The organism is Mesorhizobium sp. BAC0120 (assembly GCF_033542235.1).
In the GTDB taxonomy this organism is placed as follows: Bacteria; Pseudomonadota; Alphaproteobacteria; order Rhizobiales; family Rhizobiaceae; genus JAWRCU01.
The window spans coordinates 1-23,748 of record NZ_JAWRCU010000017.1 but is presented as its reverse complement, the minus strand read 5'-3'; the positions used below and the strand labels follow the sequence as shown (position 1 = coordinate 23,748).

The 23,748-nt window shown below is 61.8% G+C and carries 24 protein-coding genes and 1 pseudogene; 21 read left to right on the top strand and 4 right to left on the bottom strand.

What is annotated here, in order from left to right:
• The first annotated feature begins 129 nt into the window (after positions 1-129).
• The 16 genes from SAZ10_RS27335 (at position 130) to SAZ10_RS27260 (ending at position 16,036) form a co-directional block, all read left to right on the top strand.
• Complete coding sequence (locus tag SAZ10_RS27335; RefSeq protein ID WP_318612596.1) at positions 130-726, top strand: hypothetical protein; 597 nt, start codon at positions 130-132, stop codon at positions 724-726.
• A gap of 17 nt (positions 727-743) precedes the next feature.
• Positions 744-1,406 carry an ABC transporter ATP-binding protein gene (locus SAZ10_RS27330; RefSeq protein ID WP_318612595.1) on the top strand — a complete coding sequence of 221 codons (663 nt, stop codon included), beginning with the start codon at positions 744-746 and terminating at the stop codon, positions 1,404-1,406.
• Positions 1,399-2,076, top strand: coding sequence for an ABC transporter ATP-binding protein (locus tag SAZ10_RS27325; RefSeq protein WP_318612594.1), 678 nt, complete (start codon positions 1,399-1,401; stop codon positions 2,074-2,076). Before SAZ10_RS27330 ends, SAZ10_RS27325 begins: the two co-directional genes overlap by 8 nt.
• On the top strand, positions 2,076-4,724 hold the full coding sequence (locus SAZ10_RS27320; RefSeq protein ID WP_318612593.1) for an FtsX-like permease family protein: 2,649 nt from the start codon (positions 2,076-2,078) through the stop codon (positions 4,722-4,724). Before SAZ10_RS27325 ends, SAZ10_RS27320 begins: the two co-directional genes overlap by 1 nt.
• 708 nt (positions 4,725-5,432) lie before the next feature.
• Entirely contained in the window at positions 5,433-6,221 is a 789-nt protein-coding gene (locus SAZ10_RS27315; protein ID WP_318612592.1) for a MipA/OmpV family protein, read from the top strand.
• Positions 6,222-6,351: 130 nt separating this feature from the next.
• The gene (locus SAZ10_RS27310; RefSeq protein ID WP_318612591.1) at positions 6,352-7,008 is read left to right on the top strand and encodes a response regulator transcription factor; all 657 of its coding nucleotides are present in this window, start codon (positions 6,352-6,354) and stop codon (positions 7,006-7,008) included.
• Positions 7,005-8,381, top strand: a complete 1,377-nt coding sequence (locus tag SAZ10_RS27305) for a sensor histidine kinase (RefSeq protein WP_318612590.1) — start codon at positions 7,005-7,007, stop codon at positions 8,379-8,381. The genes SAZ10_RS27310 and SAZ10_RS27305 overlap by 4 nt, the downstream gene beginning before the upstream one ends.
• Before the next feature lie 262 nt (positions 8,382-8,643).
• Positions 8,644-9,381, top strand: coding sequence for an MtnX-like HAD-IB family phosphatase (locus tag SAZ10_RS27300; RefSeq protein ID WP_318612589.1), 738 nt, complete (start codon positions 8,644-8,646; stop codon positions 9,379-9,381).
• Between the two features lie 18 nt (positions 9,382-9,399).
• On the top strand, positions 9,400-10,821 hold the full coding sequence (locus tag SAZ10_RS27295; RefSeq protein WP_318612588.1) for an aspartate aminotransferase family protein: 1,422 nt from the start codon (positions 9,400-9,402) through the stop codon (positions 10,819-10,821).
• Between the two features lie 4 nt (positions 10,822-10,825).
• Complete coding sequence (locus tag SAZ10_RS27290) at positions 10,826-11,779, top strand: arginase (protein ID WP_318612587.1); 954 nt, start codon at positions 10,826-10,828, stop codon at positions 11,777-11,779.
• Positions 11,776-12,132, top strand: coding sequence for an EamA family transporter (locus SAZ10_RS27285; protein WP_318612586.1), 357 nt, complete (start codon positions 11,776-11,778; stop codon positions 12,130-12,132). Before SAZ10_RS27290 ends, SAZ10_RS27285 begins: the two co-directional genes overlap by 4 nt.
• A complete protein-coding gene (locus SAZ10_RS27280) occupies positions 12,129-13,004 on the top strand; it encodes a fatty acid desaturase (RefSeq protein ID WP_318612585.1) in 876 nt (291 codons plus the stop codon). The genes SAZ10_RS27285 and SAZ10_RS27280 overlap by 4 nt, the downstream gene beginning before the upstream one ends.
• A complete protein-coding gene (locus SAZ10_RS27275; RefSeq protein WP_318612584.1) occupies positions 12,991-14,172 on the top strand; it encodes a GNAT family N-acetyltransferase in 1,182 nt (393 codons plus the stop codon). The genes SAZ10_RS27280 and SAZ10_RS27275 overlap by 14 nt, the downstream gene beginning before the upstream one ends.
• A complete protein-coding gene (locus SAZ10_RS27270; protein WP_318612583.1) occupies positions 14,169-14,615 on the top strand; it encodes an EamA family transporter in 447 nt (148 codons plus the stop codon). Before SAZ10_RS27275 ends, SAZ10_RS27270 begins: the two co-directional genes overlap by 4 nt.
• The gene (locus SAZ10_RS27265) at positions 14,612-15,469 is read left to right on the top strand and encodes an alpha/beta hydrolase (protein WP_318612582.1); all 858 of its coding nucleotides are present in this window, start codon (positions 14,612-14,614) and stop codon (positions 15,467-15,469) included. The genes SAZ10_RS27270 and SAZ10_RS27265 overlap by 4 nt, the downstream gene beginning before the upstream one ends.
• Positions 15,470-15,508: 39 nt before the next feature.
• Entirely contained in the window at positions 15,509-16,036 is a 528-nt protein-coding gene (locus SAZ10_RS27260; RefSeq protein ID WP_318612581.1) for a DUF2147 domain-containing protein, read from the top strand.
• 112 nt (positions 16,037-16,148) lie between these two features.
• Here SAZ10_RS27260 and SAZ10_RS27255 read toward each other — a convergent pair whose 3' ends face one another.
• The 3 genes from SAZ10_RS27255 to SAZ10_RS27245 all read right to left on the bottom strand — a co-directional run bounded on the left by SAZ10_RS27255 (position 16,149) and on the right by SAZ10_RS27245 (position 19,115).
• Positions 16,149-17,738, bottom strand: a complete 1,590-nt coding sequence (locus tag SAZ10_RS27255; protein ID WP_318612580.1) for a peptide chain release factor 3 — start codon at positions 17,736-17,738, stop codon at positions 16,149-16,151.
• Positions 17,739-18,009: 271 nt separating this feature from the next.
• Entirely contained in the window at positions 18,010-18,753 is a 744-nt protein-coding gene (locus tag SAZ10_RS27250) for a pentapeptide repeat-containing protein (protein ID WP_318612579.1), read from the bottom strand.
• A gap of 146 nt (positions 18,754-18,899) precedes the next feature.
• A complete protein-coding gene (locus SAZ10_RS27245) occupies positions 18,900-19,115 on the bottom strand; it encodes a DUF6356 family protein (RefSeq protein WP_318612578.1) in 216 nt (71 codons plus the stop codon).
• Between the two features lie 112 nt (positions 19,116-19,227).
• On the opposite strand from SAZ10_RS27245, the gene SAZ10_RS27240 reads away from it, so the two are divergent.
• The 5 genes from SAZ10_RS27240 (at position 19,228) to SAZ10_RS27220 (ending at position 23,352) form a co-directional block, all read left to right on the top strand.
• Positions 19,228-19,698, top strand: a complete 471-nt coding sequence (locus tag SAZ10_RS27240; RefSeq protein ID WP_318612577.1) for an Lrp/AsnC family transcriptional regulator — start codon at positions 19,228-19,230, stop codon at positions 19,696-19,698.
• An 82-nt stretch (positions 19,699-19,780) separates the two neighbouring features.
• The gene (dut, locus tag SAZ10_RS27235) at positions 19,781-20,254 is read left to right on the top strand and encodes a dUTP diphosphatase (protein WP_318612576.1); all 474 of its coding nucleotides are present in this window, start codon (positions 19,781-19,783) and stop codon (positions 20,252-20,254) included.
• 253 nt (positions 20,255-20,507) lie between these two features.
• Positions 20,508-21,362: a hypothetical protein gene (locus SAZ10_RS27230; protein ID WP_318612575.1), complete on the top strand. Its 855-nt coding sequence runs from the start codon at positions 20,508-20,510 to the stop codon at positions 21,360-21,362.
• Positions 21,363-21,512: 150 nt separating this feature from the next.
• Positions 21,513-22,334, top strand: a complete 822-nt coding sequence (locus tag SAZ10_RS27225) for an isocitrate lyase/phosphoenolpyruvate mutase family protein (RefSeq protein WP_318612574.1) — start codon at positions 21,513-21,515, stop codon at positions 22,332-22,334.
• Positions 22,335-22,377: 43 nt separating this feature from the next.
• Entirely contained in the window at positions 22,378-23,352 is a 975-nt protein-coding gene (locus SAZ10_RS27220) for a proline racemase family protein (RefSeq protein ID WP_318612690.1), read from the top strand.
• A 295-nt stretch (positions 23,353-23,647) separates the two neighbouring features.
• On the opposite strand, the pseudogene SAZ10_RS27215 reads toward SAZ10_RS27220, so the two are convergent.
• A pseudogene (locus SAZ10_RS27215) lies at positions 23,648-23,748 on the bottom strand (IS110 family transposase); the annotation flags it as partial.

The window sequence follows — 23,748 nt, the reverse complement described above, 5'->3', positions numbered from 1 at the left end:
CGCAGCCGCACTGGCCGACCAGTCACCGATCCGGATGCCTTACGAATCCGTAAGAGCGTGGCGAGGTGGCGGACAGGTGCCCGTCGCACATAGCAAGGACCTGCACCAATGCTATGAGGGACCCTCGGAATGAACCAACGCAGCGGAACTCTACGCCACGCGGCAAATTGGGTCACCGGCGCCGCGGCAGCGCTTGCCCTCGGGCTGGCTGCCTTCCCCGGGCCTGGCCTAACGGCCGAACGAGCTGTGCCCGCGGAGAAGAACCCGCCCGGCGACATCCCCGACACTCAAGTCTTCATCGATTACGGCTCGCCGGAAGGCTTCACCATGAAGGTGCCGGAAGGATGGGCGCGAACCGACCGGCCCGACGGCGCGAGCTTCATCGACAAGCTCGACGGCGTGGTGCTGACAGTGGCCAAGGCTCCCTCGGCGCCAACGGTCGAAACCGCCAGGAAGACGTATGTTCCCGAGCTTGAGAAAGCCGAGCTGGCGGTCAAGGTCAGCGCCATCAGGCCGGTGAAGCTGCCTGCAGGCCCTGCGATCCGCATCGTCTACACGTCGAACTCCGAACCTAACCAGGTGACCAACAAGCAGGTGCGGCTGGAGAACGAACGCTATCTCTATTTCAAGGATGGCAAGCTGGTCACGTTGGAGCTCTACGCACCCAAGGGCGCCGACAATGTCGACCAGTGGCAGCTGATGTCACAGTCTTTCGAGTGGAAATGACATCGAGTGGAAATGACATGAGCGCGCTCGAAGCGCATGAGCTCTATCGGTTCTTTCATATCGGGGATGACGAGACGGCGGCATTGCGCGGTGTCAGCCTGACGGTCTCTTCCGGCGAGATCGTCGCGGTCATGGGCCCGTCCGGCAGCGGCAAGTCCACTTTGCTCTCCTGCATCACCGGGCTGGACGAACCGGATGCCGGCAGGGTCGAAGTGGCCGGCAAGCGGTTGACCAGGCGCCCGGAAGTCGAGCGCGCCCGCATTCGAGCCCGGTACTTCGGTATCGTGCTGCAGGCGGGTAACCTTTTTCCGCACCTCACTGCAGAGCAGAACGTCCGGTTCCAGATGCAGCTTGCCGGCAAGCTTGACGAGAGACGTCTGGCCTTCCTTCTGGACAGCATTGAGCTCTCCCATCGCGCTTCGGCCTTCCCGACGGAACTCTCAGGCGGCGAAACAGCTCGCGCAAGCCTCGCGGTCGCCCTGGCGACAGACCCGCCATTACTGGTAGCGGACGAGCCCACGGCGGAGGTCGATGAAGGAACGGAGAAGCGGCTGATCGAACATTTCGAGGCCCGCCGCATGTCGGCGCGCGCGACGCTTCTCGCCACGCACAGCGAGGCCCTGGCCCGCAAGGCCGACCGGGTCATCTGGTTGAGCGACGGGCGGATCGTCGATGGCTGACGCCCTGGTCGCCATCAATGGGCTTGGCCGTAAATTCTCTCATAGCGGGAGTGGATGGGTCGAAGCCCTGGCCGGCGTCGATTGCGAGATCAAGCCAGCGGCACGGATCGCTCTGGTCGGACCGTCCGGCAGCGGCAAGACGACATTGCTGCATATCATCGGCGGGCTCGACGCACCGACGAGCGGGTCCATCGAATGGCCGGCCCTGGGATCGATCAAGGAACTTCGGCCGAGAATGATAGGATGCGTGTTCCAGACACCAAGCCTGTTTCCTGCGCTTACCGCCGCCCAGAACGTCGCACTTCCACTGATTCTGGCGGGGGAGACGGTACCGTTTGACGACAAGGTGGCTGGGCTGATGGAATCTTTCGGCCTCGTCGATCTCTCGAACAAGCTTCCCGAGGAACTGTCAGGCGGACAAGCGCAGCGCGTTGCCATGGCGCGGGCTCTCGCCATTGGTCCGAAGCTCTTACTGGCAGACGAGCCGACCGGCCAGCTCGACAGCCACTCGGCTCAGATGTTGTTCGACGGGGTGTTCGAACATCTTGAAGGGACAGACACGGCTCTGGTGGTGGCGACCCACGACCGCAATATCGCCTCCCGGATGGGGACGCAGTGGATCATGGTGCATGGGCGGCTCTTCGCCGAACCGGATGACGGGCACGTATAATGCTCTTCCTTTGGATCCAGGGCATATTGCGGCGACGGTATCTGCGCATGGCCGGTGCGACAGCCGGCGTAGCGCTATCAGTTGCACTGCTCGCAGCAATTTCTCTCTTTCTGGTGGGGGCGAGTCGATCCATGACGGCTCGCGCAGTCGCGGCGGTGCCGATCGATTGGCAGGTCCAACTCGTGCCGGGTGCCGATGCGGGTGCCGTCGGCAACGCAATTGGCCAGTCGGTGCAGGTCGCGGCCGTCCACCGTGTGCGATACGCTGACGTTGACGGTTTCGAGGCGCAGACCGGCGGCACGACCCAGAAGACCGGTCCGGGGCAGGTCGTCGCGTTCGACAACAGCTATCGGTCTGCATTTCCTGCCGAAATTCGCCCGCTTTCGGGAAATGCCAAAGGCGTCTTGATCGCTCAGCAAACAGCAGCCAACCTGCACGTCGGTCCTGGCGACGTCGTGACAATCGAGCGGCGTGGGCTGGCGCCGGCGCAAGTAACAATTGCCGACGTTGTCGACTTGCCGGACGCAGATTCCCTGTTTCAGGCCGTGGGCCTGCCGTCCCAGGCCGCCCCTCAGGCTCCCCCCGACAACGTCCTGATCCTCCCCGAGGAGGACTGGCAGCGCCTGTTCGATCCACAGCAGGCGATACAACCCGCGACAACACGGCTGCAGCTTCACGTGCGGCTTGCTCGCGAGGTCCTCCCCTCCGACCCGACCGCCGCCTACATTTTCGTCACAAATGCGAAGCGCAATCTCGAAGCGCGGATCGCCGGTCTGGCGCTCGTCGCCGACAATCTGGACGCCCGACTGGACGCGGTTCGCGAAGACGCTCTCTACGCATCCGTACTTTTCCTGTTCCTCGGTTTCCCCGGCATTGCCCTCGCAGTGACGCTGACCTTCGCCGTGACATGGTCCGGCTCGGCCCGCCGCCGGATGGAGCAAGCACTGCTTCGGGTCCGTGGCGCAACCGCGCGACAGATCACCACGCTGTACTCCGTCGAAGCTGCGGTAGTCGCAATTGTCGGGACTACGCTCGGAGCCGCCGGAGCGATGTTGTTCGTGGGCCTAGCGCCGAGCCTGAGCGATACCGCCAGGATCGGTGGAGTGACATTGCTCACCGTTGCTGCAGCCGGTCTCCTGCTGGGCTTCGCCGCGATCCTGTTTCCCGCGTGGCGTGACAGCCGTTGGACAGCACCAAGCACGGCAAGGCGGGCGGTAACACGAACGGGGACGCCGCTGTGGCAGCGCCTCGGACTGGACATTCTCTTGCTTGCTGCTGCCGGGCTCTTCTTCTGGCAGACAGCAGCAGCAGGGTACCAGATCGTCCTTGCGCCAGAGGGCGTCGCCGCCATCTCGGTCGATTACAAGGCGTTCATCGCACCAGCGCTGTTCTGGATCGGCGCAGCATTTGTAACTCTGCGACTGGCGGCATACGCCATCGCCGGCAAGAGCAAATTCCTGCTGGCCGTCATCACGCCCATCGCCGGACGTCTGGCGCCGATCGTAGCGGCAGCTTTGTCACGGCAGTCGCGTCGGTTGACCATAGGAATAGCCATGGCGGCGCTGGCGATCTCATTCGCCACATCCACGGCGATCTTCAACACGACATACAATGCGCAATCGCGCGTAGATGCCGAGCTGACGAACGGCTCCGACGTCACGGTGTTCGGGACGTCCGAGAGGCCAGCTGGATCGCATTTCGCCGCATTGTCCACCCTGCCTTCCGTAGCCGCGGCTGAGCCCATGCAACACCGCTTCGCCTATGTCGGGGCCGACCTGCAGGACCTCTACGGCATCGACCCGATACGTCTACAGCGCGCAACCAGCTTCTCCGACGCCTATTTCAGCGGCACTGCGGCAGAGAATCTCCAGCGGCTCGCTGCAACCCCGGACGGTGCGCTCGTGTCTGAGGAGACGGTCCAGGATTTCCAGCTCCAGGAGGGCGATACGATAAACCTGAGGCTGATGAGCGCCGCCGACCACCAATATCACCCCGTCACCTTCAAGTTCATCGCTGTGGTCAGGGAGTTCCCAACCGCACCGAAGGATTCCTTCATCGTCGCCAATGCGGCCTACATTGCCAGTATGACGGGTTCCGACGCCTCAGAATATGTGTTGATGCGCGCCAAGGACGAGCCCACCGAACTCGCGCGGCAGGCAAGGTCGCTGCTGTCCACCGATCCATCCCTCAAGGTCAGGGATATCGGCCAGGCCGCGCATTTGATCGGATCCAGCCTTACGGCCGTGGACCTCGGCGGGCTCACGCTTATCGAGCTGGCATTTGCGGTCGTGATGGCTGCCGCGTCGGCCGGCCTGATGCTGGCGCTGGGCTTCGCCGAGCGTCGGAGAAATTTCGCCATCTTGAGCGCCATTGGCGCGAAGCCGCGGCAACTTGCTTGTTTCCTTTGGAGCGAGGGCCTGCTTGTCCTGCTTGGCGGGATCATCTTCGGGCTCCTCTCGGGGCTTGCGACGGCCTGGATGCTGGTGAAGCTGCTAACCGGCGTATTCGATCCTCCGCCAGAAGCGCTTTCGATCCCCTGGATGTATCTTGCACTGGTCATATGCATCGTAACGGGGTCGATTGTCGCCGCGGTCCTGTTCGCCAGGCCATCGGCAATTAGCGACGTCGAGCGTCTGCGCGATCTCTGACGCCCTGCGATCTCTGACGCCTTTGAGGCGTAGTCGGCAGTAGTGCCTCGTGAAAGGGCGTTCGCGAAACTTACCAATCCGTATGGCTCCAGAAATGCAGCCGCAAATCGCGCGGTCTAGCCTTGAGTTGTCTAAGCGCATGCGGGGCTTGGTCGCGTCAATGATCAGCGACATCGTTCGCATATGCCGGGCTGCAGGAGCTTTCACGAACGCGAAAAGGTCACTGCTCGCCTGCGAAGTGCTGTTCAGCGAAAAACAGAGCAGGGATGCCGCTCGCCAAGCTCTAAGCGCGCGGCAGCGTGTGAAAGAAGCCAGAACGGCCCTGCGAGAACTGCTACGCGCTCTGCCAGCCTTTGACTTGCAAGAGCGCCCAGGCTGCGGAAGATCGAGCGGCATCGAAGGTCGCCGTTGAACGCGCGCCAGCGGCTCGCGGGGGCGGGAGTCACGACTGGTATCCCGAATTCGCGCCAATGCTTTGATGGGACGCATTCCGGCAGGGGCGATCCGCTGGTGCAAAAGGGACACAGCCGGGCCATCCAATTGTCCTCGACATCACGAGTGCTGGACAATTCGTGTGTAGCGGCCGACAATTGGTGATCGATCAGCTTTGATAGCGGCAGCGGCCAAGTGATCACAAGTCTAGTGCACACGCCTCGCAGCAATAGCCGAAATTTTGCGCACGGCGCATCGGCGATTATTGGAATAGTTTTGTGCGCCCTATCCTCGGCTGCCTACGCCGACGGCACCACAAGCGAGAGCGCGCAGCCGGCGGGCCAGCGCGTTTGGACAGTGACCATCGGCGGCGGTACGGAATACGGCCCCCGCTATGAAGGGGCCAGAAATCAGTCCTTCAGCTTCGTTCCATATCTCGACATTACCCGGTTCGGTGAGGCGCCCGAACCCAGCCCGCCGGACGACAATTTCGGCTTCCCGCTGATCGACTGGCACGGCCTGGAGGTCGGACCGGTGGTGGGCTACAACACCGGTCGCTCGACATCCGACGACAGCGCCCTGGAAGGGTTGCCCAACATCGACTTCTACGTCCAAGCGGGCATCTATGCACAATACTGGCTGGTTCCCGACAGGTTCAGGCTGCGCTTTGAAGGGCTGCAGGCCCTCCACGAGAACTATGGTTTCGTAGCCGATTTGTCCGCCGACTACTTCCAGCCTATCGGGTCCAGAATTATCTTATCTGTGGGGCCGCGCCTGTCGCTTGCCGATACAGCGTACATGCAAAACAATTTCGGGATAACGCCCGAGGAGTCTGCAGCCAATGGCACGCTCGCTCCCTTCAACATCGGAGGGGGCCTCAAGTCGGTCGGATTCATGGTCAGCGCAGACTACCGCTTCACCGACACTTGGAGCCTTCAGGTCTACGACAAGTATGAGCGGCTATTGAACGAAGTTGCCGACAGTCCAATCGTCAGCGACATAGGTTCAGCCAATCAGAACACGGTAGGCGTCACCTTGCGCCGTTCGTTCGAGATATCCTTCTAAGATCCTCTCGTAACTGTGAGGCGACTCGCGGGCGGCATCTTGCTTTGCCCGCAAAAAAGCCGCGATGGCGTCATTTGTCCTGAACCGGCGCGGCAATCGATTCCAGCGTATGTGAGAGGCACCGCAAGTCATGCGCCTGCTCCTGGTCGAAGACGACATCATTCTCGGGTCCTCCTTGAAGAAGGCCTTCGAGAAGCACGCTTATGGCGTGGACTGGCTGCAGGATGGCGAAGCGGCGATAGCCGCGCTCGAGGATCTGGCATTCGACGCGGTCGTGCTCGATGTGAACCTGCCCAAGGTCAACGGGCTGGAGGTGCTGCGATCGGCACGCAGGAGAAGAGATACGGTGCCGATCCTCCTGCTCACCGCGCGCGACACGTCACTGCAAAAGGTCGAGGGGCTAGACAGCGGAGCGGACGACTATCTCGTGAAGCCGTTCGACCTCGACGAATTGCTGGCACGGCTGCGGGCGCTCATTCGCCGAAGAGACGGGCGCGCCGACAGCATCCTGAAGAGCGGCGGCATCGAGCTGGATCCCGCGGCCATGGTGGTGCGCGGGGCCGAAGGCCAGATCGCAATGACCGCCAAGGAACTGAAGCTCTTGAAGCTGCTCATGGAACGGGCGGGAAAATACGTTACCAAGAGCGATATCGAATATGCGCTCTATAGCGCTGACAATGCGGTCGAGAGCAATACGACCGAGGTCATCATCTATAATTTGCGCAAGAAGCTCGGCGCCGAATTCATCCGATCCATCCGTGGCGTCGGTTATATGGTCGAGCCGTGAAGCGCGCTGGCCTGACCTGGAAGCTCTTCTTCAGGATAACGCCGACGATCCTGGTCGCCATCGCGGTCATCGGCGTTTTTGCCTTCCGCAGCGCCAGGCGCGAAATCGACAACATCTATGATGCTGAGCTGATCAACGACACCAATGTGCTCTGGACGCTGCTAGAACATCAGATTGAAAAGCACGGCAACACCGGCCCGAGGCAAGTCAAGGATATCGATCTGGCCATGGGCAATCAGCTCGTCTGGAACGAAGAGGCCGACGACTACGCCGATGCACGGATGTTCCGCGTTTGGAAAGACGGTCAGATCAGCCTCTTTTCGAGTACGGCCTTTCCCGCCACGGTGCCTGTGCAGCGCGCGGGCTTCACCGACACGGTCTATGGCGGCGAGCCATGGCGCGTCTATTCCCTGCCAATTCCGAACACGCGGGTCGTCGTCGAGGTCGGAGAAAAGCAGGACCTGCGCGATGCACTCGTGGCGGGTATCATGCTCAATCTCTTCTTCCCCCTGCTGGTGCTCGTGCCGGTTGTCGGCCTGCTGGTCTGGTACAGCATCAATAACGGGCTGAGGCCAATCCACGGTCTGGTCCGCCAGATCCGCAGCCGTTCTCCAGAAGACCTTTCCGCCATTCCGATGGATAGGCTGCCGCGCGACCTCTATCCCCTGGGCATGTCGGTGAACCAGTTGCTCAAGAAACTGGAGCGCTCGCTGACGGCGGAAAGGCGCTTTGCCGACCATGCGGCCCACCAATTGCGAACGCCGCAGGCGGGTTCTAAGCTGCTGCTGCAGATGCTGCGCGACGCCGACTCTGAAACCGAGCGCAGCGCGATCCTTGCGGATCTGATGGCCAGCAACGACCAAGCCACACGCCTGATCGAGCAGATGCTTCGGGCGGCACGTGTCAGCCATCAGCCGATCCAATTGAAAGCTGTGCGTCTTTACGATGTCACCGCGTCCGTCATTGCGGAGTTTGGTGCGATCATCACGCTCAGGCGGCATGAGGTATCGCTCGACGGCGACGAATCGGCGGAAGTGAAGGCTGACGAACCGTTGCTTCGTCTCTTGATAGCCAACCTGATCGACAACGCGATCAAATACACCCCTGCCGGAGGAAAGATCAAAGTCTCGATCTTGCCTGAGGATGGCGCATGGTCGCTTTCCGTCACCGACAGCGGGCCCGGTATTGCCCCGCAGTACCGCGAGGCGGTGTTCCACCGCTTCTACCGCGTCAACACGCCTGAGGTGGAGGGCGCCGGGCTCGGGCTGGCGATTGTTTCCGATATCGTCGAACGCCTGTCGGCGAACATCACGCTGAGCGAACCCCCATCCGGGATCGGTCTGTCGGTCACCGTGACGCTGCCGCGCGCCTGAACGTGCCGGCCTCTGACATGCGGAGCGGCGACCGGTTGCAGCGATTTCAGTTTCGTTTCATCGCCGCCTAATCCTGGGTTCAGCCAGTCCTGCTAAAGATTCCGCGAATTCTCATAGGGAGCTCCCTATGGGCGTTTTGCTGCGATCTCGAACGAATTCACGGGCTGACGATGCGACCTCGGCGAAGGCCGCCGCAGACGGCCCGAGCGCCCGGCGATTTCAGCAGGAAGTTCCTCATGTCCACAATCCAGACAACAGCAGAATGGACTCGGTCGGCCAAATGAACGGCGGCAATGTCTTACGCACGGATGACTTGGCACAGATCTATTGCGACTTCGACGGAACCGTCTCGGTTCAGGACGCGACCGATTTCGTCCTCTCGCAGCTCGCCGATCCTGAATGGCAGGAGATCGAGCGGCTGTGGGAGAACGGAGAGATCGGATCTGGCGAGTGCATGCGCCGTCAGGTTTCTCTGATTCGCGCCAGGCCCGGGCAGCTCGACGAGGTGCTCGACGAAATCGAGATCGACCCGTTTTTCGCTTCCTTTGCCAATTTCTGCGCTGCACGCAGTCTTCCGGTGACAATCGTCAGCGATGGCGTAGACCATTTCATCAGGCGTATCCTCAGAAGGCACGGTCTCGACCATCTTCCAGTCGTCGCCAATAGGCTGGTCGTGAGCACTCGAACCGGCCAACCGCAATACTTCCTTTCTTCTCCTCATGCCGGCCCGACCTGCACGACCACGGCAGGCGTCTGCAAATGCCGGTGGCTCACTGCTCACAAGCAGGAGCGCGTCTATATCGGCGATGGCCGCTCCGATTTCTGCGTCGCAGACAAGCCCGAGTTTCTCTTCGCCAAAGGCGAATTGGCGCGGCACTGCGCAGAACGCGAGATCCCCTTCTTTGCCTATCGCGACTTCGGCGACGTGATTGCCAGCCTGAGGAAGGCAGCTGCGCATCTTCCCGAAGCCGTCGAGAAATCCCAATACGCAACAGTATAGATCGAGCTGAGCATCGCTATGAATTTCAATCTTGCAATTAAAGAACCTGGAGCGGTCGGCCTCGCGCCCCGCGACGAAGACGAACTGCGGCGTCTGGAGCAAGCCTACTGCTCGCACGGCGACACCGTTCACTACGCGACCCAACCCCCCTTCTTCGAATTCTGCGAAGGCTCCTATCTCTACGACAGCCGTGGAACGCCTTTCCTGGACCTTCAGATGTGGTACTCGGCAGTCAATTTCGGCTACCGCAATCCCCGCCTCAACGCAGCTGCGCACCGCCAGCTCGACACTCTGCCGCAAGTCGCCTCGCAATATCTACACCGCGAGAAGGTCGAGCTCGCAGCGCTGATCGCCCAGGATGCCGAACGGAAGTTCGGCCTGAAGGGAAGAGTGCATTTCAATGTCGGAGGGTCGCAAGCGATTGAGGATTCGCTGAAGCTGGTGCGCAACTACACCGGCGGCAAAAGCCTGATGTTCGCTTTCGAAGGAGGCTATCACGGACGTACGCTGGGCGCCTCGGCAATCACCTCGAGCTACCGCTACCGTCGCCGTTACGGCCATTTCTCGGACCGCGCGCATTTTGTCGAGTTCCCTTATCATTTCCGCGGACCCAAAGGGATGACCAAGGAGGAATACGGGCAGCTGTGCGTGCAGAAATTCGCCCGTCTGTTCGAGAGCGAATACAACGGCCTCTGGGACCCAAAGGCCGGCAAGTCCGAATTCGCGGCCTTCTATGTCGAGGCAATTCAGGGCACCGGCGGCTATGTGGTACCGCCGATGAACTTCTTCAGCGACCTGAAGAAGGTTCTGGACGAGCACGGCATCCTGCTGGTGGTCGATGAAATACAAATGGGTGTCTACCGCACCGGCAAGATGTGGGCGATCGAGCATTTCGGTGTGAAGCCGGACGTTCTGGTGTTCGGAAAGGCGATCACGAACGGTCTCAACCCGCTCTCCGGCATCTGGGCAAGGGAGGAGCTGATCCATCCCGACATGTTTCCGCCCGGTTCGACGCACTCCACCTTCGCCAGCAATCCGATGGGCACCGCGGTTGCGCTCGAGGCCATGAAGATGCTCGAGGAGGAGGATTTCGGCGCGTCGGTGATGGAAAAGGGAGCCTATTTTCTCGACGGGCTGAAGGAGCTGCAGAAGCTGCATCCGGTGGTCGGCGACGTCGATGGGCTCGGGCTCGCGCTCCGCGTGGAAGTCTGCCGGGAGGACGGCTACACGCCAGACAAGGCCACGCTCGACTGGATGTGCGACGAGGCCATGAAGGGCGATCTCGACGCCGGCGGCGAAAAATACGGGCTGGTGCTCGACGTGGGAGGTTACCACAAGAACGTCATCACACTGGCACCGAACCTGTTGATTACGCGGAGGGAGATCGACCTCGCGCTAACCTTGCTCGATCAGCTGTTCGCGCGCGCCGCATCGAGATAGGTCGATGCAGCTCCTTCTGCTCCACCTCGACGACGCGCTGGAGCTGCAGGCAGACTTCGTTCGCTCGTGTCTCAGGGCCGGTGGTCGCGAAATCCAGGCAAGCCAGGACGGACCGACGATACGGCTGTGGAGCAAGCAGAAGAATCTCGACGAATTCGGCGAGCGGCTGGCCAAGCAGATGTGGGGCGGCCGGCAGGAGCCGCGCCTGTGCTTCATTGGCTCGGGCGATTTTCATCACGTGACGTCGCTGCTTCTGGACGTTGCGCTGAGGAACGAGGAAAAATCGGCGACGGTGGTCCATTTCGACAACCATCCGGATTGGGTCCGTTTCTCGGGCGGCGTGCATTGCGGCTCCTGGGTCAACCGCGCCGTGCAGCATGCCAAGGTCGACAAGGTAATCACCGTCGGCGTGTGCAGCAGCGACCTGAAGCGACCGGAATGGAAGCGGGCAAACCTGTCGCTTCTGGTCAGCGGCGCGCTCGAGCTTTACCCCTACGACCACGCGCCGAGCCGGGTGAAAAAGGACTACCGCTCCGGCCCGTCTCACACGCAAACGGACGGCTCGCTGAGGTGGAACACGATTGCCTCATCGGGCGAGCAGCATTTCATCGACTATCTGCTGTCGAGGATAAAAACGGACAACGTCTACCTGACGATCGACAAGGATGTCTTTGCCCGCGACGATGCCGTCACGAACTGGGATCAGGGGCGCATGCGGCTGCGCTACCTGCTGTCGGTGATCGCTGCGATCGGCCAACTCCACCGCATCATAGGCGCCGACGTCATCGGCGACTACTCGCTGCCGGTCTATGGCGGCAGCCGGTGGACAGTGCTTTCCAAGCACGCCGAAATCCTGATCGATCAGCCGCACAGGTGGCCCGATCTGGAGCACGCCACGCGCGTCAACAGCGCCGCCAATCACCAGCTGCTCGAGGCGCTTTCGGAGATCATGCCATGAGCGGCGCCCTCACCTTGCCGATGCTAGCGCTGATCCTGTTCTGCATTGCCACGGAAATGGCACGGGAGGTCTGCTTTAAGCGCGCTGCGATTGGCTCGGCGAGCTTTCTTCAGGCGCTCCTCAGACCGGCGACATTGGCGGGCATCGTCTTCTGGGGCGTGGAACTGCTCGCATGGATGGCCGTGCTGCAGCACGTGCCGCTGTCCATCGCCTTTCCCTTCATGGCCTTGAGCTATGTGGCCATGGTGTTTGCCGGAGCGGCCTTCTTCAGGGAACCGGTCAATTTCCGCCACGCCGCCGGGGCCTGCCTGATCACCGCCGGCGTCATCTGTGTGGGAGCAACAGGGCTATGAAACTCTTCGCTCACAGCAAATGGGACATCGCGCCCGTTCTGGCGGCGCTCGCCCATCTTCTGTTCAACATCTATCTGATCGTCGGCTTTGCGAGCCGGCCGCTCTGGCTGTCGGCCGTGCTGGGGTGCCTCTATGCGGTGTCCATCTCGTGGAACATCAACAGCATCTCCCACAACTTCATTCATACGCCCTATTTCACGAGGTCATGGCTGAACCGCGCTTTCAGCCTGCTCGAATCGATCACGATCGGCTTCTCGCAGACCTACTATCACTGGGTCCACATGCGCCATCATTCGGGCAACAGCGACAGGCCCAATGCCGCCGGCGAGACAGTCGACCTGCTGTCGATCTACAAGTACGGCAAGAACGGCGAGCCGGAGAATGTCTGGAGTTACACGCTGCTCAGCTTCTTCCGCGACAGCATCTCGGACATCCACAAGGCGATTGCCCGCACCCGGCCCTTCGACGCCAAATGGGGCAGGTTCGAACTCTGCGCCTTCTTCGCGACGGTCGCCCTCGGCTTGATCTATGACTGGCGCGCGGTGCTGTTCCTGGTCCCGTTCTATTATTTCGGCAATTGCCTCTCCTCGCTCAATGGCTACTACGAACATTTCAACGGCGATCCCGACACGCCGATCGCCTGGGGCGTCAGCAGCCATAACCGGTTCTACAATTGGCTCTGGTTCGGCAATGGCTACCACGCCGAACATCATTATCGGCCGCGCATGCATTGGACGAAGCTCGCCACCTTCCATGACGAGATCAGGAAGGAGCAGGACGAGGCCGGCGTCCACGTCATCAGCACCTGTCATGCCCTCGGGTTCATGGCCAAGGAGAATCTAGGGCTGGAGAGCCGGAATGCAGATTGCTGATCCGCGCGAGGTCTTCACGACCGGCACGATCGTCCTCACCGGGGCCGATGCATCGCCGCAGACATGCATCGCCACGTCCATACGCGACATCGGACGCGAGGCATGGAACGCCTGCTTCCCAGGCGAGATCGAGGATTACGACTACCTCCTGGCCGTCGAGGAGGCGGGGATGGAGGAGTTCCGCTGGCGCTACATCGCGCTGTTCGAGAATGGCAAAATGATTGCCGCGATGCCGATGTTCCTGACGGACTATCAGCTCGAAACGACGGTCGAGGTGAAGTTCCTGCGCCGTCTCTCGCAGCGCATCAGGCGGTACTGGCCCGGTTACCTCACCTTGAGGCTTGCTTGCCTGGGCTCGCCATGCACGGAAACGGGCCTGCCCGGATTTCGCGCAGACGTGCCGGCGGTGCGCAGGCCCGCACTTCTGGCGTTGCTGCTGAGCGGCTTTGAGCGCTATGCCGACAGCCAGGGCTGTGCATTACGCGCCGTGAAGGACGTTCCCGAGACGCTGGGAACGGCGCTGCGGCGCGTGATCGACGAGGCCGGATTCGCCGCAACGCCGGCACTGCCGACTGCGTCGCTGGACGTCGATTTCACTTCGCTCGAGGAATATTTGGGACGCCTTTCGCCAGGCACCCGCAAGGACATGCGCAGGAAGCTGAAATCGGAACGGCATGTCCGGGTGGAGATGCGAACGGATTTCGCCGATCTCAGACCTCGTGTGATGAGCCTTTACAGGGAGACACGGGACCGTAGCGACTGGCAATTCGAGGCACTGACGGCCGACTATTTCACCAGCGTTCTCGACAACATGCCGGGACGCTCGCTCGGCTTCTTCTATTTTGTGGAAGAGACGCTGCTGGCGGCAAACATATTGGTGCGTGGCAAGGACAAGCTGATCGACAAGTTCTTCTGCATGGATGCCGCCGAAGGGCGGAAATACAATTTGTATTATCTGAGCTGGTTCAACAATCTTCGCTACTGCCTCGAAGAGGGGATAGGACACTACCAGAGTGGCCAGGCTTATTACGAAAACAAGATCAGGCTCGGCAGCAAACTCGCCGCCAACACAATGTATTTCAAGCACCGCAATTTCGCCGTGCAGCGGCTGCTCAGGCTGCTCGCCTCTCTACTCTCTTTTGACCGAGCCGGGGGGCAGCCGTCGTGAAGGCCGACCATCTCTTCTGGCTGGCGATCCCGCTGCTCAACACGCTTTCGCAGCTCCTCATCAAATTCGCCGCCGAGAACATCACCGGGTCGGGCTCGGAATGGCTGCAGAGCGCAGCGACGTCACCATGGTTGATCGCCGCAATCGGGGTCGAAGTCGCCTGCTTCGTAGTCTGGATACAGGTTTTGGCCGGGCTCGACCTCAGCAAGGCGTTTCCCCTCTCGGCGGTCAGCTACATCCTGATTCTTGCTGTAAGCTGGCTCGTCTTCGACGAAAGCATCTCCCCGCTGCAGCTCGTCGGCAGCGCGCTGATCCTTGCCGGCGTCTGGCTGATCAGCACGGCGGGCAGTGCCGCCGTGACCGCAGGTGGCCGGCGAAAGGGAGCGGCGGAAGCCGGCCAGCCGAGTCGGCCGCGCGGGCTGGGTTCCGGGAGAACGGCATGAGGCGCACGGATCCCAGCATATTCTTGCATCGCGGCAAGGTCGGCGTGCTGCTCCTGCACGGGCTCGGCGGCACGCCTGTCGAGATGAAGAATGTGGCACGGCATCTGGCCGGCTGCGGCTCGACGGTGCTGTGCCCAGTGCTCGCCGGCCACTGCGGCACCGAGGCCGACCTCAAGGCCACGAGCTGGCAGGACTGGTATGCCAGCGCCGAGAACAGCCTTGCGGCGCTGGAGAGAGAATGCAGCGTCGTTATCGTCGGCGGCCTGTCGATGGGCGCCGTACTGGCCGCGATGCTGGCGGCCCGCCAGCCGCAGCGCGTGCACGGGCTCGTGATGCTCGCTCCCACGCTCTGGTATGACGGCTGGTCGATCCCCTGGTACAGCTTCCTCTTGAAATTCGCGCTGATCAGCCCACTTGGCTATTGGTACCGCTTCGTCGAGCGCGAGCCCTATGGGCTGAAGGACGAGATGCTGCGCCATGTGCTGGTGCAATCCATGTTTTCGGGTGAAAGCCATATGGCGGGTCTCGAGGCGACGCCCTCGCTTGCGCTGAGGGAGCTATGGCGGCTCGTGGCTGCACTCAAGCCTAAGTTGCCCTCGACGCGGCAGCCGGCGCTCATCGTGCAAGCGCGGGAGGACGACATCGCCAGCCTTGCGAATCTGCATTATCTGCAGCGTCGGCTGGGCGGCCTGACCGAGTCCCTGATCCTCGACGACAGCTATCATCTCGTCACGCTCGACCGGCAGCGACGGCTGGTGATGGCGAAAACGGCGGCATTCATAGACGGTGTGGCCGAGCGACACCTGAAGGCGCGGAGGCAGGAGCACGACCGCCATGAGGCCGCTGCCGAGTGAGGCCCAATTGAACTCTGATCGATGGCCCGGAGCATGACCATGCTGCAATACACGTCAATCAATCCATTCGGGCGAAGGGCGGTGACGGTGCTCGGCACCGCGCTGGTCGCATCGGCCTTTGCAGCCGGGAACGGTGCCGCATCGAACGGCGACGTATTCACGACATGGCAGACGAATGACGGCAAGGCGGTGGTCGAGATATATCGATGCGAGGGCGAAAAGCTCTGCGGCCGGATCGTCTGGCTCAATCCGCGATTGCAAAGGGAAGGCTCGGGGTTGGTTGACGCAAACAATCCCGATCCGTCGCTGCGCAACCGGAGCATCTGCGGACTGGAAGTGCTGAAGGGCCTGACACCTGACCAGAATGGCGCCTGGGACGGCGGCCGCGTCTACGATCCGGAGGAAGGCCGCAGCTACAACGCCGCACTGGCGTCCAGAGGCCCGAACGAGATCGCCGTGACCGGCTATCTTGGCTTGCGCGCACTCGGCGAGACGATGATATGGCACAAGCGACCCCTCGCGGCGTCGCAGCGCTGCGAGGGCTCTTCCCGGCGCGGGACTGGGTGAGTCAGACGGGGTCGCGCCCCGTCCGGAGCTGCCACGAAGCCGGCGCCCGCGAGGTCGGATGGGGCGCCGGGGACGCGGGCGGAAAAAGTAAACTGTCCCCTGAGCTAGCTGCCTAAGCCGCCTCGCGCACCTGATAGTCTTTCACCGCCGCGAAGCGCACGTCGCGCCAGCGATCGGCCTCGTAGTTCAGGCCGAATTCATGCGGGGCCAGGAACACCGGGTCGCCATCGAGGTCGCGCGCGATATCGCCGCGATGCGACTCGATGAATCGCGTAAGCTCGGCGCTGTTGTCGGCCGAGATCCAGCGGCAGATGGTGAAACGCGCCACTTCGAAATCGACCGGCAGGCCGTATTCGACATTGAGTCGTTCCTTCAGGACGTCGAGCTGGAGCGCGCCGACCACGCCGACAATTGCCGGTGAGCCGTCTTCCGGCTGGAAGAGCTGCACCACGCCCTCCTCTGCCATCTGCTGCAGCGCCTCCTTCAGCTTCTTCGCCTTCATCGCGTCGCCCAGGCGGACGCGCCGCAATATTTCCGGCGCGAAATTCGGAACGCCGCGGAACAGTATGTCCTCGCCCTCCGTCAGCGTGTCGCCAATCCTCAGCGTGCCATGATTGGGGATGCCGACCACGTCCCCGGCAAAGGCCTCGTCGGCTGTGATACGCGAACGGGCGAAGAAGAACTGCGGCGCGGACAGGCTCATGGGCTTGCCGGTGCGCACCAGCTTGGCCTTCATGCCGCGCGCCAGCTTGCCGGAGCAGACCCTGACGAAGGCGATGCGGTCGCGGTGGTTGGGGTCCATGTTCGCCTGGATCTTGAAGACGAAGGCGCTCATCGCCGGCTCGGTCGCATGGATCAGCCGGCGATCCGCCTCCTGGTCGCGCGGCGCGGGACCGATCTCGCCCAGCGCCTCGATCAGGTCGCGCACGCCGAAATTGCGCAGCGCCGAGCCGAAGAACACCGGCGTGAGGTGTCCCTCCCGGAAGGCCTTCAGACCGAAGGGCCGACAGGCCTCCCGCGCCAGCTCCATCTCCTCGGTGAAGGCGTCGCGCTCGTTCTCGGGCAACATGCCGGCGACCTTGTCGGACTCCGGCCCATTGACTTTCGTCCGCTCCTTCTCCGCATCGCCGTGACGCACCGCGTTGTCGGCCAGATGGTAGGTTCCGACGAAGCTCTTGGCGCGGCCGATCGGCCAGGTCACCGGGGCCGTGTCGAGCGCGAGCTTCTTTTCGATCTCGTCGAGGATCTCGAACGGGTCGCGGCTCTCGCGGTCCATCTTGTTGACGAAGGTGACGATCGGGATGTCGCGCAGCCGACAGACCTCGAAGAGCTTCAGCGTGCGCGGCTCGATGCCTTTCGCGGCATCGATCACCATGACGGCGGAATCGACTGCCGTCAGCGTGCGGTAGGTGTCGTCGGCGAAGTCCTCGTGTCCGGGCGTATCAAGCAGGTTGAAGACATGGTCGCCATATTCGAAGGTCATCACCGAGGTGACCACCGAGATGCCGCGCTCGCGCTCGATCTTCATCCAGTCGGAGCGCGTGTTCATGCGGTCCTTCTTGGCCTTCACCTCGCCGGCAAGCTGGATCGCGCCGCCGAACAGCAGCAGCTTCTCCGTCAGCGTCGTCTTGCCGGCGTCCGGGTGCGAAATGATCGCGAATGTGCGGCGGCGCGCCACCGCGCGGGAAATGTCGTCCGACATGTCAGGAATTCCTGTCGCAAGCCGGGCTGACTCCCGGGGACAGTTTACTTTTTTCCCGCAGATAGGGAAATGCCGCTTCCTAAGTCCGCACCAGCGGAAAAAAGTAAACTGTCCCCCGAGCCATTCCGAGCTATTTGCGCGAGCATATAGCGACGAGAACCCGACATGTCGAACGGAATTGGCATGCGACAGACTTCCGAGCGCGCATCGTCTGCGGCGCCGACCCGGGCACAAACTTATGCTCTGTCGCGTTTCGCCACGAGATGACTCGTCAGTCCAATTGGAAGTCACAGGGCCAGTTTTTCGGTGCAGTGAGACCTGCCGGCAATTTGGTCTTGGCGTCGCCGCAGGCGAGGTCCACCTGCCATTGCGTGAGCCCGGTGGCCGCCGACAAATCGAGCCCTTGGATCTGGGTCAGAAACATGAAGGCTCTGTCGAAATTGATCGGACCTTCGAAGACCACACCTTGGAAATCGGCTCGGGAGAGATTCGCCAGGGGGAACTTGGCGCCGGTTATCGTCGCCTTCTGAAAAATCGCCCGGCCGAGCTCGGCCTTGCTGAAATCGACTCCGGTGAGGTCGGCTCCGGAAAAATCCGCACGCTCCCCTTCGGCGCTGGCGAAGGACGCATCTGGCATGGAAGCACCGGCGAAGCTGGTGCGGTAGGCCTCGACACGACTGAAATTCGCGTTCTTGGCAGTCGCCCCGGCGAGCGAAGCCCGGACGAGCAGAGCCTTTTCCAGGTTAGCTCCGGAAAGATTCGTATCCCTGAAATCCGTCGACGTGAAATCGGCGCCGGCGAGATTTGCACCGGTCAAATCGCTGCCGCCCAGCATGAGCCTGCTCTTGTTGCAGTCCTGCCATTCGACATTGGGTGAAGGCCCGCTCCTGCAATCTGCCGCAGCAGGGTTACTGCCCAGAATTGCTGCTGAAAGGACAGCGAAAATGCAGATGGAGACTCGGGACTTCCGCTTGGATGACGGAAGAACCCCGATCGGCAACACGCCTTTTTGCATACACGCTCCTCGCCGCAAACGGTGAATCACCGGACTCTATCCGGTTCCGCATTTTGCAGGAAGCGGTCTCTCCTGGATCCGTTCCGGCGACAGCGGCGTGATGCGCGTTTGGCTCGCGGCCCTTTCCAATCCTGCCGATGCTGACCTTACCGGCCTCTGTTATGCGTCCGTTCGTAGAGCTGGCGGATGATGCCGCTCGCTGTCCTCTCGAACAGGAAAGGCAAGAAGGCGTGCACGATCGCCGCCCCGCCGGCCAGGAACAGTCGCCCGGCGAACGAGGCCGCAAATGCCATGTGGCCGAGATAGGTCTCGTCCACTGAGGCCGGATGTTCGGTAAAGAGCTTGGCGAGACGCGAAGTCATGCCGGGATTCTCCATCAACTCTGATTGGAGCGTGCATAATGTCACATCGGATCAAGTCATTTGTCCCAATTTGTTCTTGAAAAGCGCTTTATCTTGGGACAACCATCCCTCTATGATCGCCGAAATCGATACGATGGACCGACGAATTCTTGCCGAGCTCCAGCGCGACGGCACACTGTCGGTCGACGACCTCTCGCAGCGCGTGGGACTGTCGCGCAACGCCTGCTGGCGGCGCGTGCGCAGACTTGAGGACGAGCGCGTGATCACCGGCCGTGTCGCCCTGGTCGATGCCGACAGGCTCGGTCTCGGCCTCTCCGTCTTCATCCTGATCCGAACATTGAATCACGACCCCGACTGGCTGAAGCGGTTCAAGGAAGCAGTAACGAGCCTTCCGGAAATCACCGGCGTCTACCGCATGTCCGGCGACCTCGATTACGTGCTGCGCGCCCGTGTCGCGGATGTGAAGGCCTATGACCGGCTCTACCAGCGTCTAATCGCCAAGGTGCCGCTCTCGGACGTCTCCGCATCGTTCGTGATGGAGGAAATCAAGGAAACTACAGCCGTCCCGGTTGAGGTGCGCTGATGAGCGAAATCCGTTGAAAAGCTCGTGACCCGACCTCCCTGAGGTTGACGGGAGCGTTTGACCGGCCAATAGAGCTCCCTCCATGACCAAGTCATCGGAAACCCATCCCGAGATCGGAATTGTCCGCCTCCCCCATGCCGAGGGGCTGGCGCTGCCGGCCTATGAATCGGCAGGCGCGGCGGGCATGGATTTGCGGGCTGCCGTCCCGGACGACAGGCCCCTCCTGATACTGCCCGGCAAGCGGGCGCTGGTTCCGACGGGCCTTGTCCTCGAAATCCCCGAAGGTTTCGAGGGGCAGGTCAGGCCGCGCTCCGGCCTTGCGCTCAATCACGGCGTTACATGCCTCAACACGCCCGGCACGATCGACAGCGACTATCGCGGCGAGGTCAAGGTGCTGCTCGTGAATCTGGGCGACGATCCCTATGTGGTCACGCGCGGCGCGCGTATCGCCCAGATCGTCTTCGCCAGGGTTGCTCGCCTGGCGGTTGCAGAGAAGTCCCTAGCCGGTGACACGGCGCGCGGGTCAAACGGTTTTGGCTCGACGGGCACGCGCTGAGCGATTTTTCCCCTGGTGTCGTGATTTTGAGGCCCGCTTCAGTGGGAAGGGCTCGGAGCGAAGTTCGAAATCAAAACGAATGTGGTTGCTTACCGGCTGAATCCCGTTTCAGTTCGTGATAGCTTCGTCCGTCTTCACTCAGCGGATATTCGTGAGTTGTCGCACGAATGCCTGCTCGGTTTCATCCGTTTGCTGCAGGTCGTTATCGCAAAACCGGGGGACACTTTGCGAAACCTGCTGAAGGGGGGTTCTTTTGCGGGTCTTCATCTGTCGGCTGCTGCTTGTATTGCCTGTCGCGCTGTATTGTGGAGCCGCAGCGCGGGCCGAAGGCGTCATCTTCCCCGATCTTGGCGAGAAGGTTCCCGGTACGGACGTCACATATCTCGATCTTGCCCACCTGGTGGTCCCGGATCTCGCCGCGGCCGATGCACTGTATCAAGGCCACAAGGTGATCGACGTTCGGCATATTGCCGGCGATCAAATCACGAGCGCCCCGCCCGAGACGCTCAGCTTTGGCTACGCTGCCGTGCTGGCTGTCCAGTCCGACGGCAAGGACCGCCTGCTGATCCTCTATGATCTCGGCCAGGCGACCGACAGCGCGGAAGGCTTCGCCGTGCTCGCGCTCTACAGCCTCGCGGGAACGCCGAAGCTGCTCGACGCTGCCGACATCGCTTACGACCAGATCACCAATTTCCTCGAGCCCAGCCATATCTCGCTCGGCGAGGGCAAGGATGCCGTCATCACGATGAGCATGCATTTCAATTCGAACCAGGATTATGTGACGAGCGCGCTGATCCTGCTACGCAAGGACCGGCTGCAACTCATCGATACGATCTTCACCTTCAGCGACAAATCCTGCAGCTTCGAGCATCAGCAGATGCCGGAGTTCCGCGCTGGCGACCGTGACGGGCGCGCCTATTCCGACATCGTCGTGACCGTGACCGAGACGACGAAGCCGACCGGCGAGATCTGCGATGGAGAAGATGCGCTGCAGGAGGCGAACCGCCAGATCGCCGTTACATATCGCTGGGACGAGGCGGCCTCCCGCTTCATCGTCGATTCGGACGCATTGAAGGTGCTGGCCAAGGAGGACGAGAGCCGATTCTAAGGCGTCCGCAACTCACTCGACGACAAGCTGGAAGCAAACCCTCCAGCCCTTGTCAGGATGACGCTTTGGATTCTTGCGTCGCCCGTTTGTCGCCCGGATCGTCTATGATTAGTATTGCCTTCCCGATTGCTAATGTCAGGAATTGCTGAGATGGATACAGGCGACAAAGGCAAGATATTTCGCGCGCTGCACCAGGCGCCAAGCGCATTCGTGATCCCCAACCCGTGGGATATGGGCACGGCCAAGCTTTTCACCTCACTGGGCTTCAAGGCGCTTGCAACGACCAGCGCCGGCTTTGCGTTCTCGCGGGGCCTGCCCGACGGCGCTGTGGGATTCGAGGCGATGATCCACCATTGCCGCGAAATGGCCGCGGCGACCGACCTGCCGGTCTCGGCCGATCTCGAAAAGGGCAAGGGCGACAGCCCGGAAAGCGCCGAGGAAACGATTTTCGCAGCTTCGGCCGCAGGTCTCGCGGGCTGCTCCATCGAGGACCACACGGGCGATCCGGACAGCCCTATCTACGAATTCAGTCTCGCGCTCGAGCGGGTCGCCGCGGCGGCAGATGCCGCCCGTTCGCTGAAGAGCGATTTCGTCTTCACGGCGCGCTGCGAGAACTATCTCTGGGGCCGTCCTGATCTCGATGATACGATCCGCCGCCTGCAGGCCTTCGAGGAGGCCGGTGCCGACGTGCTCTATGCGCCGGGCATCGCCGACATCGAAACGGTCGCGGAGATCTGCAAGGCGGTGTCGAAGCCGGTCAACGTGCTGGTCGTCCCTGGTTTTACCGTAGCCGACCTCTCGAACGCGGGGGCCAAGCGGATCTCACTCGGCTCGAAGCTCACCACCTTCTGCTACGGCATGCTGGAGACCGCCGCGCGCGAGATGCTGGGAGACGGTACCTTCGCGTTCACCCGTGCGGGCATGCCCTTCGCCAAGGTGCAGGAGCTTTTCGCCAAGCCGCAGGGCAAATAGAGCCGACCGGAGACACTGCTTGGACAAGCTCACCGTCATCGACATGCATACCGGCGGCGAGCCGATACGCATAGTGACCGGCGGTTATCCGCCGATACCGAAAGGCACCATCCTAGAAAAGCGCGCCTGGGTCCGCGACAATCTCGACCATCTGCGCAGGATGCTGATGTTCGAGCCGCGCGGCCATTACGACATGTACGGTGCATTGCTGGTCGAACCGGACCTGCCGGGCGCCGACATCGCCGTGCTCTTCATGCACAATGAGGGCTATTCGACCATGTGCGGGCACGCCGTCATCGCCCTCGGTCGCTATGCCGTGGATCAGGGGCTGGTAGCCATTCGCGAGCCGCTGACGACGGTCAACATCGAATGCCCATGCGGCATGGTGGCCGCCTCCGTCGAGGTGAAGGACGGCAAGTCGGGTGCGGTGTCATTCGAGAGCGTGCCAGCTTTCCTGTTCGAAGCCGGCAGATCGGTTTGCCTCGAACGATACGGGTCGATCATTTTCGACATCGCCTATGGCGGCGCCTTTTATGCACTGGCCGACTGCCGCCAGTTCGGCCTCGAATTCGGCCGTGACCGGGCGCGCGATTTCGTCGACGCCGCGTCGGCGTTGACGGAAAAAGTCAAGCTCGAGATCCCGCTGTTTCACCCCGACCATGACGATCTCGCCTTCCTTTACGGTTCGATCCTCACCGACGGCGGCGACGGTTCGTCACAGCCGACAAGAAACGTCTGCGTCTTCGCGGAAGCCGAAGTCGACCGCTCACCGACCGGTTCCGGCGTGACGGCGCGGGTGGCTGCGATGCATGCGAAATGCGAGTTGGGGCTCGGCGAGCCCAGAACCTTCGAGAGCATCGTGGGCTCGCTGTTCACAGGGTCGGTCGCCCGCACCACGAAAGCCGGCGCCTACGATGCCGTCATTGCCCGTGTCGGCGGCCGCGCCTTCTATTCCGGCAAGGCGGAATACTGGCGGGAAGAGGGCGATGAGCTCGGGCGCGGCTTCCTGGTGCGGTAGAGCTCGCCTCTGCCTTTAGGCCTCAGCCGCAAACTTATTTGGACCTGGGAGGGGATCACCAACGGCTTAACGTTTGCCCGTTGGCGCCGCCCCTCACCTGCCTGCCGGCATCCTCTCCCCGTGAACGGGGAGAGGCACGACTGCCGCTTTGATTTCGCCAATCGCCCGCGCTGCAGAAGAAACGCCGTCAAAAACGGCCGGCGTCCTTCTCCCCGTTCCGAGCTTGTCGAGGAAACGGGAAGAAGATGCCGTCCTTCGACAAGCTCAGGAGGGCGATGAGCGACTATCTGACGTGTCAAGTTGCATTAGCGAACTCGATGCGCGCATCGCGTGCTTTTGCATTGAGGATGACGAGCAGCTTGCGGGCGAGCGCGATGCGGATGACCATCTTCTCTT